This is a genomic window from Nostoc sp. PCC 7107 (assembly GCF_000316625.1).
GTDB lineage: Bacteria > Cyanobacteriota > Cyanobacteriia > Cyanobacteriales > Nostocaceae > Nostoc_B.
Map to the genome: position 1 here is coordinate 2,469,850 of NC_019676.1, position 15,717 is coordinate 2,485,566.

Genomic DNA, 15,717 nt, shown 5'->3' on the forward strand with positions numbered 1-15,717 from the left:
CTTGACCAAGGATGTGAAACTAATCTAGGGTATTTATTTTGCTTGGGTTTGTGTGATTATTGGAGTAGTATTTCTCTATTTTTATCCCATAATTCTTTGTAGAGTTTGGGGTGATCAAGCTGCTTGTAAACCTGAAAAGTAGCAGCAGTATAATTTACCCAATTCTTAATTTCATAGCTCTGGCCATATCCTATCTCCGGTAATAGAATCAAAGACAAATAACTGAGTTAAATCTAATTGGAGAGACAAGCGATCGCCTAAATTCACCCGTGCATTTCCACCAATTTGCACATTCAATAACACTGTCGAACCAGGTAAACTCGCACGAATTAAAGTTTCTCTTCCCAAAGGCTCAACCACCTTCACATCTACTAGTAACTCTCCTAACTTTTCCTCTCCGTGTTCTCTGCGCCTCTGTGGTAGCCCGTGGCAAGCCGCTTGCGCGTCTACGTTAATAGAAATATGTTCTGGACGCATACCCAAATCATAATTCTGCCCTGGACACAGTTGTAATTTTTCCCTGATAAATTCGGGAACTGCAATTAATTGTTCACCCACATCAAAGCCATCATTAGAATATTTTGCTGACAAAATATTCATTGGTGGATTGCCTAAAAAAGTCGCCACCATTAGATTAGCTGGAAGAGCGTAAATGCTTTGTGGTTCGCCAATTTGTTGAATTCTCCCACAATTTAGTACCACAATTTTATCAGCCAAGGTCATCGCTTCAACTTGGTCGTGGGTGACATAAACAGTGGTAATTCCTAACTCTTGATGGAGTTGTTTTAACTCGGCTCTGGTGTCATCGCGCAATTGAGCATCTAAATTAGATAAAGGTTCATCTAATAAAAATACTTGGGGTTCACGGGCGATCGCTCTTCCTAATGCTACCCGTTGTTGCTGTCCCCCAGAAAGTTGTTTGGGTTTGCGATCTAACAGATGTTCCAAAGAAAGCGATCGCGCCACCGTCACGACCCTTTCCTGAATGAGTTTCGCGTCCACCTTTCGCATCTGCAAACCAAAGGCGATATTTTCCGCCACCGTCATGTGCGGGTAAAGGGCGTAGTTTTGAAACACCATCGCCACATCCCGCTGTCTAGCAGGGATGTTATTCATTAAGCGATCGCCTATAAATAGTTTGCCAGAAGTTGCAGTTTCTAAACCCGCGATCGTTCTTAAAATCGTCGATTTCCCACAACCAGACGGCCCAACTAACACCCAAAATTCACCATCGGGAATTTCAAAGGTGATATCTTCGATGGCGGTGACGTTGTTAAACCGACGTTTAATTTCTTCGAGTCGAACTTTTGCCATTATTTAATTTTGTCCTTTGTCATTTGTCATTTGTCCTTTTGTTAGTGAAGGACTTGATGTGTGTTGATAACCTCAGATTCCCAACTTCTTTGAGAAGTCGGGGATCTTATTGTTCACGTATGATTTAGGACTACTGTAGTATTGTTTCATTACTTTCAGGTTCTAAACAAAGTTCAATGACTTCTTTAATATTCGTCATTAACTCATCAATTGTTTCTCCTTGGCTATAACAGGCTTTTAGTTGTGGGACTTCTCCGACATAATAGCCATCTTCATCCCGTTCAATAATGACGTAAAATTCGCGTTTGATGTTATTCCGCATAATTTGATTTTACGGGGTTACTAATTTCATACTTCATCCTTTATTTGTCCATGCCGGATGAGCAAATAAAGACGCAATTACTCGCACACCTCGCAGTTGATTTGATAAAGGTAAATGACCTTTTGGCGCACTCAAATCCCAAATAAAGCTATTAGGATAACGTGTCCAATTATTCCCATCTTTCCAGGCGATTTTTGGCCAGAAATTATCCCAACTTTTGCCAAGGCTTAACCAAATTTCTCGCTGTACCGAAAAGCCAAATTTACCTTCTGAATGGACTAACCACAAATTATTAATGGTGTGTAAGTCAGTCACCGGGAAATTGTCAACTTCTGAAAAATACAGCCATTTGCGTTTGATAGCAGTTGGCCCGGCTACTTCACACATTTTCTCAATAGTCACGCGATCAGCTGCTTGGTAGTCTTGAGCAACCAGTAACTGTTGCAAAGGTTTGTAATTGATCCCTGCCTCTGATTTTAGAGGTACAATGCCTTCAGGAAAATTTGTTTGCAGAAATTCTCTGGCGTTTGGTGCATCAGAGTTGTAAAGGACTTGGTAAGCTTTACCATCAATCCAAGTCGCTGGGGACTCACGACGTTTCAACAAAAATTCCATCAACACTTCTAATCCCTCATTACCAAATTCGGCTAACTGTGGGATGATCTGTTGTTGGACTTGAAGAGACCCAGCGATTAAGCGTTGTCTGAGGGAGTCGATGTCATTAGCAGTGCCTGATACAATCATTGGGTCTGTCATGCCATTACTCGTGTTAGCGGTCAGTGAACAAGCGATCGCTATCGTGGATTTTTGATGATGAAACACTGATAGCGAAAAGTAGTTTACTATTTTTGATCGTACAAAATTGCGCCAGTTTCGCTGAAATCCCGAAATGCTATACAAAGGGAATAGGGGGAAAATCTGCATATTTAACGACTAGAGGCTAGGAAATAGAGGCTAGAACCTACGCAAGATGAAGAATCAAGGCTGAAGGTGAAATTTATATTTGACACTTCATACTTCATACTTCATACTTCATACTTTTTATGTTTTTCTGGAGTGTTTGAACTATGTACGAAAAGATTACCCCCCCGACAAATGGATCAAAAATCACCTTTAAAAATGGTGAGCCAATTGTGCCTGACAATCCAATTATCCCGTTTATTCGTGGCGATGGAACAGGTATCGATATCTGGCCTGCTACCCAAAAGGTACTAGATGCGGCGGTAGCTAAAGCATATCAGGGTAAACGCCAAATCAGTTGGTTTAAGGTTTATGCTGGTGATGAAGCCTGTGATTTATACGGTACTTATCAGTATTTACCTGAAGACACTCTCGCAGCAATTAAGGAATATGGTGTGGCAATTAAAGGGCCTTTGACGACTCCCGTGGGTGGTGGAATTCGGTCTTTAAATGTAGCATTACGTCAAATTTTTGACTTGTATGCTTGCGTGCGTCCTTGCCGTTATTATGCTGGTACCCCTTCACCGCACAAAAACCCTGAAAAGCTAGACGTAATTGTTTATCGAGAAAACACTGAAGATATTTATTTGGGGATTGAGTGGAAACAAGGTAGTGAAATAGGCTCACGCTTAATCTCTATTCTCAACAACGAACTCATCCCCGCCACCCCAGAACACGGGAAAAAGCAAATCCCTCTCGATTCTGGTATCGGGATTAAACCCATCAGCAAAACTGGTTCCCAGCGCCTAGTACGTCGCGCCATCAAACACGCCTTAACCTTACCCCAGCAAAAGCAACAGGTAACGCTGGTACATAAAGGCAACATCATGAAGTACACCGAAGGCGCTTTCCGCGATTGGGGTTATGAACTAGCAACTACAGAATTTCGTCAAGAGACAGTCACCGAACGGGAATCTTGGATTTTAAGCAACAAGGAGAAAAATCCAGATATTTCCCTAGAAGAAAACGCCCGTCAAATTGATCCTGGTTTTGATGCCCTCACTCCAGAGAAGAAAGCTCAAATTGTCAAGGAAGTTGAAACAGTTCTTAACTCAATTTGGGACAGCCACGGCAATGGCAAGTGGAAAGATAAAGTCATGGTCAATGACCGAATTGCTGACAGTATTTTTCAACAAATCCAAACCAGACCAGATGAGTATTCAATTCTGGCGACAATGAACCTCAACGGTGATTATTTATCAGATGCGGCTGCTGCTATTGTTGGCGGCTTGGGTATGGGGCCAGGTGCGAATATTGGCGATGCTTGCGCCGTTTTTGAAGCAACTCACGGTACAGCACCTAAACACGCTGGTTTAGACAAAATTAACCCTGGTTCAGTGATTTTGTCTGGCGTGATGATGTTGGAATATATGGGTTGGCAAAAAGCTGCTGACTTAATTAAGAAAGGTTTAAGTGATGCGATCGCTAACAGTCAAGTCACCTACGATTTAGCAAGGTTACTCGAACCACCAGTAGAACCACTCAAATGTTCTGAATTTGCCGACGCAATTATCAAACATTTCGGTTAATTTTAGTTAATTATTAGGATGGGAAAACCTCATCCTAATAAGATTGATTATTTAATTTCAAAGTTTTTCTTTAATAGCTGCAACTATTTCTCCTACAAATTTAGCAGAAGATATGATTGCCAAATCTCAAGAATCTTTGAAATCTGGTAGTGAAGAAATTTGGTTAGTATTCCCTGAAAATAGTTGAATTATTATAATTACTAAAAATCAATGATGAGTGTTTATTGCTGGTGAAGTTGTCAAAACTCAAAATGTCCATCCAGGTTTTAATGTTGCAGGGAATGAATTATTAGGTTAAATCAGGTTGAGAGCAGCGATAATTTTACTTATAATAAATACAACCCTTCAGTAGTGGATAAAGTCATGGGTGAGCAACTTTTAGTCAAAGATATTGATGATTGTGACATACCAGATGCTAACCTACTCATAACTGAAGATGATACACCAGTGGATAACCTTGCATCTGAAAAACAACAACGCCTTTTAGTTAGTTCTCTTTATAGTTCTTTACAAAATCAGGTTTTTTTAGCCGCAGCTAATGTTGGGGTTTACCATACATATACTGAACCTGCAATTGTTCCTGATGTGTTTGTAAGTTTTGATGTTCAAACACCGGAGAATTGGTGGGAAAAAGAAAATCGTTGTTACCTAGTTTGGAAATTTGGTAAATCACCAGAACTGGTAATTGAAATTGTCTCTAATAAAAAGGGCAATGAATTAGATGAGAAACTTCAAATTTATGAAAAAATGCGAGTTGCTTATTATATTGTTTATGACCCACATCAAAACTTAGGAGAGCAAGTTTTAAGAATTTATACGATTAAGGGGAGACGTTATCTAGAAACTACAAATAATTGGTTAGAAGATATTGGTTTAGGCGTTACCTTGTGGACTGGAGAATTTGAAGGAAGAAATGATAGTTGGTTGCGTTGGTGTGACCAAGCAGGTACTATTTTACTGACTGGTGATGAACGCGCACAACAAGCAGAACAACGCGCCCAATTACTAGCAGAGAGATTAAAAGCTTTGGGTGTAGACCCTGATAGTATTTAACCTAAATTTAACAATATTTATTTTGATGTTTAAGCCATCAAGGCAATTTTTTGTAGCCCAAATCTATGACAATAAAAACTGATAACAAATTGCGTAAATTTGCTGCAAAAAACTCTTATGACTCTTAACCGTAGACATTTCTTATTTTTACTGGGTGCAGGTGCTGGTACTTTTGCATTAGATTCTTTTGCATTGGCTGACAAATCACCTATTAGTCAAGCGCCAAGTACCACAGGTGTAATTGAACTACCACCTTTACCCTACGCCTACGAAGCCCTAGAACCACATATCGATGCGAAAACAATGCAGTTTCATCACGATAAGCACCATGCAGCTTATGTGAAAAATTTGAATACTGCATTAGACAAACACCCAGAACTGAAAAATAAATCTGTTGAAGAACTATTACGCAAACTTGGCAAAGTTCCCGCAGATATTCGTACAACAGTCCGCAATAATGGCGGTGGTCATGTTAACCACTCAATGTTTTGGAAAATTATGAAGCCGGAGGGAGGCGGAGAACCAACAGGAGAAATAGCCACCGCCATTAATCAAACTTTTGGTAATTTTGCAGCTTTCAAAAAGCAATTTAACGAAGCTGGTGCAGCACGTTTTGGGAGTGGTTGGGTTTGGTTGGTACGGAATAAAAATGGCAAACTAGAAATTACAACTACAGCTAATCAAGATAATCCCATTAGTGAAGGGAAATACCCCATTCTCGGCAATGATGTCTGGGAACACGCCTATTATCTCAATTATCAAAATCGCCGCGCCGATTATTTAACAGCATGGTGGAATGTTGTTAACTGGGATGAGATTAATAGTCGATTCACAGAAGCAAATAAATTTGCTTATTAAGGTTGATTTGTAAATACAAATAAGCTCAAATCCCCGACTTCTTAAAGAAGTCGGGGATTTTGTTTTTTACAAATTATTTAGGGTATGGCTAAATATCACAGTCCTAATGCTTTGCGCGTACCTGGGCCGACAATACCATCTGCTGTTAAACCTTGCTTGTTTTGAAAAGCTGTCACAGCATTATCGGTAGCCGCACCAAATATCCCATCGGCTTTCAGACTAAACCCTTTTTGGATGAGAGCTTTCTGCACAGCAATCACATCATCTCCTTGCATTGTGGGGTCAGTCAGAAATAAAATTCTTGGCTGTCCAGAAACAGCATTAGGTTGCGATAAAGCTCTCATTTCTGCTTGGATAATGGGAAATTTTGCATCCCAAGTAGCCGCATCTCTAACATTTAACCCATCATCAATATGAACTGAATCTGCGGGTGTAAAATCTCCTCCCCATCGCAGCATCGGTTCATTACGGATGCTTTGAATAAAGTTTTGAATGCTTTTAGGTAGATTTTTTAAGTTGTTTTTATCAAGAGCATTGCTGTTAAATAGCTTATCTCCTAGCATCACATTCATATCAATACCATGTCCTACCAAATGATTTGACCGACTAGCAGGACGAACAACTGCGCCGGAAACTACACCACCTTGTAAGCGAGTTGAACTTGTGACATAAATTTTGATACTAGCATCCGTAGCAAATTGATCAACTTTTTCAAGGGAGTCAAAAAATTCAACGTCTGCTAAAAGAGGTTTCCCAATAAATCGAGGTGATTTAAATGCTTCTAATTTAGTTACCATAATTACCTTAATTTGGGATGCACTAGTTAATTTTTTGGAAACCATCTATGGTGATGGAGGAAGTGAGACTAGATGATTATGGATTTATAATATTTCTCATACCTTTAGAAGTAGCCTTAAGTATAATTTCAGTTTTCGCCCTGAGATGGTAAATTATTAAGAAATATCAACTGATTAATAGCGATCGCGCACACTTAGAGCAGTATCAGAAAAATCACTAAATACGCCATCAACCCCTAAACTGAAAAATAGTTCATATTCCCCTTGGGGATTACCTTGGAAGTCTAGAGGTAGAAAGTAGTCTTCGTTGCGAAAAGTCCAGATATGTACCTGTAAACCAGCAGCATGAGCATTCTGTACCACAGATGTAGGTGATAGCAATTTATTTTCACTGTCTTTAGGGACTAAAATATCTTTATGAATGCCGATTGCTTGGGCATATTTAGCAATCTCCTCTAATCCTGATATGGTGACTAAATCTGTATATTTGCGAATATCACCACTAACAACAAAATCAAAAGGTTGACCAGTAAGATTGATTAATTGGACTAAAGGTAAATGGGTTTTTTGAGCTAAATATTGTAAGTTACTCACTTCAAAAGACTGAATAAAAATAGGTGTATTTTCTGCCTGATAATCTAAAGTGGCAAGTAGAGGTTCTTCTAAATCTAAATTTATCGATCTAAAATAAGTGGGATGCTTTGTTTCAGGATAAATGCCAATATTGCGCCCCAGTTTTGTACTGTAGTTCTTGGCTAAATCAATAATTTCTTGGAGTGTGGGAATTTCCCACAAATCATCATAAATAGTATTTTGTTGACGTAATTGAGGGATTCTTTCTTTGGCACGTAATGTTTTGATTTCGGCTAGAGTGAAGTCTTCTGTAAACCAACCCGTTTTTGATTCGCCATCGATAATTTTAGTTGTGCGCCGTTGAGCAAATTCGGGTTGTTTGGCAACATTAGTGGTTTCGGAAATTTCGTTTTCGTGACGCGCAATTAAAACACCATCTTGAGTTGAAACTAAATCTGGTTCAATGTAGTCTGCACCAAAATTAATTGCTAATTCATAAGCGGCTAAAGTATGTTCTGGGCGATAGCCACTAGCGCCGCGATGAGCAATAATGATGGGTTTTTTATTCATTATCAGGGTATGTTTTTAACAAATGTTAATATTGGGAGACGGGATGCGATCGCCTATGACTTCTTGCTGATGCTTTTTGATACCCAGAAAGATTAACCTAGAATTATCCCAACAAATAAAATTATATTTACTCACTATCCTTCCATAAGTATAATGATTCAGACTCAGCCTCAACTCAAGCGCATAGAAGAATTACGCCAGCTTTTGCAACAAGCCAGTTACGCCTATTATGTTTTAGACGCGCCCATCATGGGAGATGCAGTCTATGACCAGCTATACCGCGAATTGCAACAGTTAGAAACTCAGAATCCAGAATTGGTTACACCCGACAGTCCAACTCAGCGGGTGGGTGAAAGACCAGCCACACATTTTACCTCAGTACGCCACAATATCCCTTTGTACAGTTTGGAGAATGCTTTTAACGTTGATGAGTTGCAAGCTTGGGATCAACGTTGGCGGCGACAACTGCCGACAACTGACGCGGTAAAATATGTCTCGGAACTGAAAATTGATGGTTCGGCTTTGGCGCTGACTTATCAAGATGGTGTATTAGTCAGGGGTGCAACTAGAGGTGATGGGGTTACGGGTGAAGAAATTACCCAAAATGTGCGAACAATTCGTTCTATTCCCTTGCGTTTAAACTTTGATGGGATAGAACCAATAGAAAGAGTGGAAGTGCGCGGTGAAGCATTTTTACCCTTGGAAGTGTTTAAGCAAATCAACGAAGAACGGCAAAAAGCAGGCGAACAATTATTTGCTAACCCCCGCAACGCCGCCGCAGGGACACTCAGACAGTTAGACTCGCGCATTGTGGCGCGACGACGATTAGATTTTTTTGCTTACACTTTGCATATTCCGGGGATGGATGATGCGAGTATTGCTAATACCCAATGGGAAGCCTTGGAATTATTACAAAAAATGGGTTTTCGGGTAAATCCTAATCATCAACTGTGTGAGTCTTTGGCTGAAGTCGCAGAATACTATAAATACTGGGATACGGAAAGATTGAATTTACCCTACATGACCGATGGTGTAGTGGTAAAGTTGAATGCTTTTAAACTGCAAGAACAATTAGGGTTTACCCAAAAATTCCCGCGCTGGGCGGTAGCGTTGAAGTACCCAGCGGAAGAAGCACCCACCCGTGTGGAAAATATTGCGGTGAATGTTGGTAGAACTGGGGCGTTAACACCGTTGGCAGAGATGCGTCCGGTACAATTGGCGGGGACAACAGTTTCTCGCGCTACCTTACATAATAGCGATCGCATTGTTCAATTAGACATCCGCATCGGTGATACTGTCATTGTTCGCAAAGCTGGGGAAATTATTCCCGAAGTGGTGCGAGTAATTAAAGAACTGCGTCCGGCTGATACTGTACCATTTGTTATGCCTTCCCATTGTCCTGTTTGCGGTCAAGAAGTGGTGCGAGAATCAGGAGAAGCCGTAACTCGTTGCGTGAATGCTTCTTGTGCAGCTATTCTCAAAGGTTCCATTGAACATTGGGTTAGCCGGGATGCTTTAGATATTAAAGGTGTGGGGGAAAAATTAGTGCATCAACTGGTAGATAAAGGTTTGGTGCATTCTGTCGCTGATTTGTATGATTTGACAGAAGCCCAATTATGTAGTTTAGAAAGAATGGGGGAAAAATCGGCACAGAAATTAGTAGATGCGATCGCCCAATCAAAAAATCAACCTTGGCATCGGGTATTGTATGGTTTAGGCATTCGTCATGTTGGCAGTGTGAATGCCCAACTCATCACTGAAAAATATCCCGCCGTTGAGAAATTAGAAACCGCCAAACAATCAGACATTGCCGGTATTTATGGCATTGGTGCAGAAATCGCCCAATCTGTTTATCAGTGGTTTCAGATTGATGCCAATCAAGCTTTAATTGAACGCTTAAAAACCGCAAATTTACAATTCGTTGCTGACGAAACTACAACCATTGGTAATAGTCATCAAAAGTTTGCCGGAAAAACTTTTGTGGTGACAGGCACATTACCCACCTTAAAGCGCGATGAAGCTAAAGCACTCATCCAAAAAGCTGGCGGTAAAGTCACAGATTCCGTCAGTAAAAAAACTGATTATTTGGTAGTAGGAGAAGATGCTGGTTCTAAATTAGAGAAAGCCCAAGCTTTGGGAATTACTCAGTTAACTGAGACACAGCTATTAAATATGTTAGAGGTAGAGATTAACTAAACTCCATCGTCTCCACAAAAGACAAAATATTATCCTTAATATACTCAGCTTCTTCGGCGATGTCATTTGGTATTTCGCCATATAAAAAGCTGCGTTGATTGCTAACTATATATAAAAACTCTCCATTAATAAAAGCCAGCAATCCACGATAAGCATCCAATCTAGTAGCAGTACCGTTATTTCCTTGTTGAGACATTGTTGAACCTTTAGGCATATCAACTAAGGCGTAATATGCGCCGGCAAAGGTTTCTTCTAAATACTCACTATACTTGATTTGAGCATCTGACACATTCGTAAAAATTGCTTGGGGGATATATTTATCTACTACGATATTTTTTAAATATTCCTCCTGTCCTTCAGATTCTAATTCTTCTAACTGTTCTGGAGGTAGAGGATAATAATCAATCCGTAACAAAGTCCCAAAGTCATCAGAAAAACCCACTACTCCTTCTTGGGTTTGAATCTTACCTCCTTGTGTTGGATCAACAGGAATCGAAACTGTAAAGTTGCCTAAAGGAGATTCATAGACATCTTCGAGATAGTCTTCTAAAGTAATTGTGTCCTCTTCATCATCAAAGTCTGCTTCATTTTCCCCTGCTTGAAAAGCCGCAATTATTTCTTTGACAATTTCATCGGCTTCTTCATCTTCAATATCTAATGCTGCTTGTAACCTTTTCAAGAAAGGCTGTTTATTTTGAGGAACAATTAATTCTTCTTCATCTAGAAGTGCAACTACCCCAGCTGCAAAACCATCTAAGACTAAATCTTCGGGGAGAGATTCATTCGCAGTGTTAAACAACGGACTCAACCCTTGTGATTCGGCCATATAGATGAGTTTATCGACGATTTCGATCATTTCGTCTTCTGAATATTCTTCAAAAACCTCAAATTCCCACAAAATACCTGCTAAACCTTCGGAATCTACTTCTTCAATCGAAGAATCGGCGATCGCCGTTACCACCGCGATCGCTGCTACAGCCTCTTCTGGTGTTAAAGACTCAGTTAATGTTTTTTGTGAGTTAAAAACGTTATCATATTTAGTCATAATTGTTACCCCCTGTTGATTGCTTACTAGTTTGATTAAAATTTTCTTTCAACTCATATTTATTTGTATTTAATTAATCCACTTAACTTTTTTCATCCTCCAAATGAGACATCCAAAAGTAATTAGCAATATGTCCGCAAAAAACAGCAAAAATTTGCTATAAATTTGGACAATTCACCCATCATTTAGATTAATTAGCCTCGATAAACTGAGCTTTCATTAAAATTATTTTGTTTCAACAGTTGAATTTCCTAATTCATCTACTGCTAATGATTACCATAAAAAATCAATTTATAATTTTTTTTAACAGTTCTATAAATTCTCACATCACCAAACAAAGTTCGTCATCCTGATATTTGATGCACTACATTACATAAATTCGATTTGTTTTGTATCACATAACCTTGACAATTTATGCAACATAATATTCTACCAAAAGCTAATTTCTTAGGATTAATTTAATTTTGACAACAAAATCTACATATATTAACTGCCAGAACATCGATTTTTTAACCTCTAGCAAGAGAACTATATCTAACGATAGAAAATAAACTAGCTCTCGATAGATTTTCTTTACCAATAGCAGGATGGCATAATACCGAAGTGCAAAGCAACACATAACATCAACTTTTATGGTGCAAACACCTCAATCCCAATTCTCACCAGACCAATATACAGTAGATTCAGCCACAGCCGAAGTAGAAGCGCTGATTCAAACGCCACCATCAGATACAGAGCTTAATCTAGAGTTTCTCTACACCAGAGATATTGAATTTCGCCAAGAAACAATTTACTTTATCGTTGTCGATCGCTTTCATGATGGCGATCCCGAAAATAGTGAAGGCATTAACCCAGAATTGTATGATCCCAGCGGACAAGACTGGGGTAAATACTGGGGCGGTGATTTGCAAGGTGTGATCGATAAATTAGACTATCTCAAAAATATGGGAGTCACCGCTGTTTGGTTAACTCCGTTATTTGAGCAAGTAGAAGAATTATTTGTGGGGAATGCAGCCATACATGGCTATTGGACAAAAGATTTTAAACGCATCAATCCCAGGTATATTACTAAAGACGAAAACCCTTCTTTAAATGAAACCCAAGAAGCCAAAAATACAACATTTGATCGCTTGATTGCAGAGTTGCACAAACGCAACATGAAACTGGTGCTGGATATTGTTTGTAACCACAGCACCCCTGATACCAGCGGTAGTAAAGGTGAATTGTATGACGACGGTGTAAAAATCGCTGACTTCCATAACGATGTTAATAACTGGTATCACCATTATGGTGAAGTACAGAACTGGGAAGATGATTGGCAAGTCCAAAACTGTGAATTAGCTGGTTTAGCCACCTTCAATGAAAACAACAGCGAATATCGGGAGTACATCAAATCAGCCATTAAACAATGGCTAGATAGAGGCGTAGATGCACTGCGGGTAGACACTGTGAAACACATGCCGATCTGGTTTTGGCAAGAATTCACAGGGGATATGTATAATCACAGACCAGATGTATTTATTTTTGGCGAATGGATTTATAGTGGGCCGCAGGACGATCGCTCTCTGGAATTTGCCAATAATTCCGGAATGACTATTCTAGACTTTGGCTTGTGTGTAGCTATTCGCGCCGCCCTCGCCCAAGGTTCAGAAAACGGATTTCAGACAATTCAATACATTTTTGATGAAGACTACCGCTACAACGGCGCAACCGAGTTAATCACCTTCATCGATAACCACGATATGCCGCGCTTTCAATCGCTGAACTCTGATCCAGCGATGTTGCGAGTGGCGATCGCCTTAATCATGACATCCCGTGGTATCCCCTGCATTTATTACGGTACAGAGCAGTATCTGCATAACGACACCGATGGCGGTAACGACCCCTACAACCGCCCCATGATGGAAAAATGGGACAACGACACCGAAGTTTATCGCTACCTTCGCTTACTATCAGGTTTACGACGACTGAACCCTGCTATTTCAATGGGTAGTCATTGGCAAAAATACATCACCCCCGATGTTTACTGCTACGTCCGCCGCTATCATGATTCCCTGTGCTTCGTCGCCCTCAACCGAGGTGGCGAAGTCACATTACCCGAAATCGAAACAGAACTACCCGACGGCGAACATACTTGTGTCATTACACGCAATAAATACGAAGTCAAAGACGGCAAAATTTACGACCTACACCTAGAAGAACGGGGAGTAATTGTCATCAGCCACGTTGGTGAGAGAATTAAAGGACAAACCATTATTCGGGTGCAACTTAATGGCGTAGATACCCAACCGGGTGAAACCATAGTTGTTACAGGCGACTGCCCAGAATTAGGCAATTGGGATATTAGTAAAGCTTATCCCCTAGAATATATCAACGCCAATACTTGGTTTGCCGAAATTCCCTTTGATGAAAGTGCAGGCAAATTAATTAGTTATAAATATGCCCTCTGGCGCGAAGGGCGATCGCCCCTGCGGGAAAACACCACCCCCCGCCGTTGGGTAGTTGCCAAAGAAGGCACAGTTAAATGGCGCGACACTTGGACAACCGGACGCGAATCTTAGAAGTCTGAAGTCTGAAGGCTCGGAGGGTATAGGGAGATAATGTGTAATACATAAAAAATACACATTGTCTCCCTACTAAAACTTATTCATCACCCTATAAGTGATTTGGGAGAAAAACGGGTGGCGTTATACATTAAATGTATAGCAAGAAGCATAAAGAGTCAGACCGAAAGCATGAATGACAGGAATAGTCATACTTTTTCTCCTGCCTCTCCGCAGTCGCTACAACGGGGGGAACCCCCGCAACGCGCTGCTCTCTGCCTCCTGCTTTTCACACCTGACCAACTCAGGCTTGGTCGTTCACAGCGAAGGGTTTGGAAATGTTTGCTTCCTCAGAAACTCCTATAATTGGGACAATTTTATTAGTAGCTTTTGGCATATTAGGCTGGGGCTTTTATCGCGCTAGACCTTTTGGAAAACTGGGAATCTTAGCCTGGTTGCAATCAGTGGTGTTAATGTCTCCCTGGCTGCTATTCTTTGGTTTGTTTGCTGCGGGAATTTACCTCAACATAGTCGGGATATTGTTGTTGGTGGTAGCTTCTGCGGGATTATATATCTACCTTGGTAGACAATTACGGGCGGCTGGGCAAGATGCCATTCTCCAGCAACGAGCAACAGAAAGGCTTGCAGCTAATTCCACCTCGGAAGGTAATGCTGCACAAACACCAGTTATTGCCGAACTAAAAGAAGTCTTATCAATTCCCGAAGCAGATTTGAGTGCCATTAGAAGCATTTTTGGCATTGATACATTTTTTGCGACAGAAACGATCGCCTATCAAGAAGGCGCTATCTTTAACGGTAATCTGCGCGGCGAACCCCAAGAAGTTCACAACCGCCTCAGTGATAAGTTACGCGAACGTCTGGGTGAACAATATCGCCTGTTTTTAGTCGAAAGCACAGACGGTAAACCTGTGGTGATTGTATTACCTAGCCGTAACGATCCCCGTCCCACTACAACAGGGCAAAAAGCCTTTGCCGGAATTTTGCTCATCGCCACTCTGGCTACATGTTTAGAAACTGCCGGGTTACTCCTGAACTTCGATTTATTTGCTACCCCAGCACGCTTTACCCAAGCCCTACCCATCGGCCTCGGCATATTTGTAATTTTGATTGCCCACGAAATCGGTCATTGGGTAATTGCGCGGCGTTACCAAGTCCGTCTTAGCTGGCCTTTCTTTTTACCTGCTGTACAGATTGGCTCCTTTGGTTCCATTACCCGCTTTGAATCTCTTTTACCCAACCGTACTGCATTATTCGATATTACTTTGGCAGGGCCAGCCGCTGGCGGTATTCTCTCTTTAATCATGTTGATTGTGGGGTTATTACTTTCCCACCCAGGCAGTTTATTTCAATTACCTAATCAGTTCTTCCAAGGCTCAATTTTAGTCGGCAGCTTGGCGCGAGTAGTCCTCGGTTCAGCTTTACAATCACCCTTAGTCAACGTCCATCCTTTAGTCATCATTGGTTGGCTGGGCTTGGTAATCACCGCCTTAAACCTGATGCCAGCCGGTTCTCTAGATGGTGGACGCATCGTCCAAGCCATTTATGGGCGCAAAACCGCCAGAAGAGCCACATTTGCCACCTTAATTTTGTTGGCATTAGTTTCGCTTGGTAATACCTTGGCGATGTACTGGGCAATTGTCATTGTGTTTTTACAACGAGACTTAGAACGCCCCAGCCTCAACGAAATCAGCGAACCCGATGATGCCAGAGCCGCGTTAGGTCTTTTGGCACTATTTTTAATGATTGCCACGCTTTTACCCTTAACTCCAGGTTTAGCTGGGCGTTTGGGCATTGGGTGATTAACTCTGAAGAATCCTAAACTTTAAATCGTAGTGGTATGGGCCAATTGATTTGGGTCATACCATTACTGCCAAAAAAACCCTGTTTAACTTCGCGCTTACCTCTTCATCTCACCGTGCTTAAATAAACTGTATTG

The 15,717-nt window shown here is 40.8% G+C and carries 12 protein-coding genes; 6 read left to right on the top strand and 6 right to left on the bottom strand.

The genetic code is table 11. From position 1 onward, the window contains the following. Positions 1–171 precede the first annotated feature (171 nt). From NOS7107_RS10570 to NOS7107_RS10580, 3 genes are all read right to left on the bottom strand, one after another. Positions 172–1,314, bottom strand: coding sequence for an ABC transporter ATP-binding protein (locus NOS7107_RS10570; RefSeq protein ID WP_015112964.1), 1,143 nt, complete (start codon positions 1,312–1,314; stop codon positions 172–174). A 130-nt stretch (positions 1,315–1,444) separates the two neighbouring features. Beyond that, entirely contained in the window at positions 1,445–1,636 is a 192-nt protein-coding gene (locus tag NOS7107_RS10575; protein WP_015112965.1) for a type II toxin-antitoxin system HicB family antitoxin, read from the bottom strand. A gap of 33 nt (positions 1,637–1,669) precedes the next feature. After that, a complete protein-coding gene (locus NOS7107_RS10580; protein WP_015112966.1) occupies positions 1,670–2,392 on the bottom strand; it encodes a GUN4 domain-containing protein in 723 nt (240 codons plus the stop codon). Positions 2,393–2,703: 311 nt separating this feature from the next. Here NOS7107_RS10580 and NOS7107_RS10585 point away from each other — a divergent pair, with 311 nt between their 5' ends. The 3 genes from NOS7107_RS10585 (at position 2,704) to NOS7107_RS10595 (ending at position 6,036) form a co-directional block, all read left to right on the top strand. Continuing rightward, positions 2,704–4,125, top strand: a complete 1,422-nt coding sequence (locus NOS7107_RS10585) for an NADP-dependent isocitrate dehydrogenase (RefSeq protein WP_015112967.1) — start codon at positions 2,704–2,706, stop codon at positions 4,123–4,125. A 363-nt stretch (positions 4,126–4,488) separates the two neighbouring features. Next, positions 4,489–5,178 (top strand): Uma2 family endonuclease, encoded by a 690-nt coding sequence (locus NOS7107_RS10590; RefSeq protein WP_015112968.1) that lies wholly within the window; start codon positions 4,489–4,491, stop codon positions 5,176–5,178. Positions 5,179–5,295: 117 nt separating this feature from the next. Then, positions 5,296–6,036: a superoxide dismutase gene (locus NOS7107_RS10595; protein WP_015112969.1), complete on the top strand. Its 741-nt coding sequence runs from the start codon at positions 5,296–5,298 to the stop codon at positions 6,034–6,036. 95 nt (positions 6,037–6,131) lie between these two features. Here the strand turns inward: NOS7107_RS10595 and NOS7107_RS10600 are convergent, their stop codons facing one another. Then, complete coding sequence (locus NOS7107_RS10600; RefSeq protein ID WP_044500723.1) at positions 6,132–6,833, bottom strand: peptidoglycan-binding protein; 702 nt, start codon at positions 6,831–6,833, stop codon at positions 6,132–6,134. Between the two features lie 174 nt (positions 6,834–7,007). Next, positions 7,008–7,976, bottom strand: coding sequence for a glycerophosphodiester phosphodiesterase (locus tag NOS7107_RS10605; RefSeq protein ID WP_015112971.1), 969 nt, complete (start codon positions 7,974–7,976; stop codon positions 7,008–7,010). Positions 7,977–8,129: 153 nt separating this feature from the next. On the opposite strand from NOS7107_RS10605, the gene ligA reads away from it, so the two are divergent. After that, complete coding sequence (gene ligA / locus NOS7107_RS10610; RefSeq protein ID WP_015112972.1) at positions 8,130–10,172, top strand: NAD-dependent DNA ligase LigA; 2,043 nt, start codon at positions 8,130–8,132, stop codon at positions 10,170–10,172. On the opposite strand, the gene NOS7107_RS10615 is transcribed toward ligA, so the two are convergent. Beyond that, positions 10,165–11,217, bottom strand: coding sequence for a hypothetical protein (locus NOS7107_RS10615; RefSeq protein ID WP_015112973.1), 1,053 nt, complete (start codon positions 11,215–11,217; stop codon positions 10,165–10,167). The two genes, ligA and NOS7107_RS10615, sit on opposite strands and share 8 nt — an antisense overlap. A 632-nt stretch (positions 11,218–11,849) precedes the next feature. Here NOS7107_RS10615 and NOS7107_RS10620 point away from each other — a divergent pair. Together NOS7107_RS10620 and NOS7107_RS10625 are read left to right on the top strand one after the other, a co-directional pair. Next, positions 11,850–13,778, top strand: a complete 1,929-nt coding sequence (locus tag NOS7107_RS10620) for an alpha-amylase family glycosyl hydrolase (RefSeq protein ID WP_015112974.1) — start codon at positions 11,850–11,852, stop codon at positions 13,776–13,778. A gap of 320 nt (positions 13,779–14,098) precedes the next feature. Then, positions 14,099–15,580: a site-2 protease family protein gene (locus NOS7107_RS10625; RefSeq protein WP_015112975.1), complete on the top strand. Its 1,482-nt coding sequence runs from the start codon at positions 14,099–14,101 to the stop codon at positions 15,578–15,580. Positions 15,581–15,717 lie beyond the last annotated feature (137 nt).

Coding starts and splice junctions, on each gene's coding strand:
- NOS7107_RS10570 (WP_015112964.1), bottom strand. CDS start 1,314: ATGGCAAAAGTTCGACTCGAAGAAATTAAACGTCGGTTTAACAACGTC.
- NOS7107_RS10575 (WP_015112965.1), bottom strand. CDS start 1,636: ATGCGGAATAACATCAAACGCGAATTTTACGTCATTATTGAACGGGAT.
- NOS7107_RS10580 (WP_015112966.1), bottom strand. CDS start 2,392: ATGACAGACCCAATGATTGTATCAGGCACTGCTAATGACATCGACTCC.
- NOS7107_RS10585 (WP_015112967.1), top strand. CDS start 2,704: ATGTACGAAAAGATTACCCCCCCGACAAATGGATCAAAAATCACCTTT.
- NOS7107_RS10590 (WP_015112968.1), top strand. CDS start 4,489: ATGGGTGAGCAACTTTTAGTCAAAGATATTGATGATTGTGACATACCA.
- NOS7107_RS10595 (WP_015112969.1), top strand. CDS start 5,296: ATGACTCTTAACCGTAGACATTTCTTATTTTTACTGGGTGCAGGTGCT.
- NOS7107_RS10600 (WP_044500723.1), bottom strand. CDS start 6,833: ATGGTAACTAAATTAGAAGCATTTAAATCACCTCGATTTATTGGGAAA.
- NOS7107_RS10605 (WP_015112971.1), bottom strand. CDS start 7,976: ATGAATAAAAAACCCATCATTATTGCTCATCGCGGCGCTAGTGGCTAT.
- ligA (WP_015112972.1), top strand. CDS start 8,130: ATGATTCAGACTCAGCCTCAACTCAAGCGCATAGAAGAATTACGCCAG.
- NOS7107_RS10615 (WP_015112973.1), bottom strand. CDS start 11,217: ATGACTAAATATGATAACGTTTTTAACTCACAAAAAACATTAACTGAG.
- NOS7107_RS10620 (WP_015112974.1), top strand. CDS start 11,850: ATGGTGCAAACACCTCAATCCCAATTCTCACCAGACCAATATACAGTA.
- NOS7107_RS10625 (WP_015112975.1), top strand. CDS start 14,099: ATGTTTGCTTCCTCAGAAACTCCTATAATTGGGACAATTTTATTAGTA.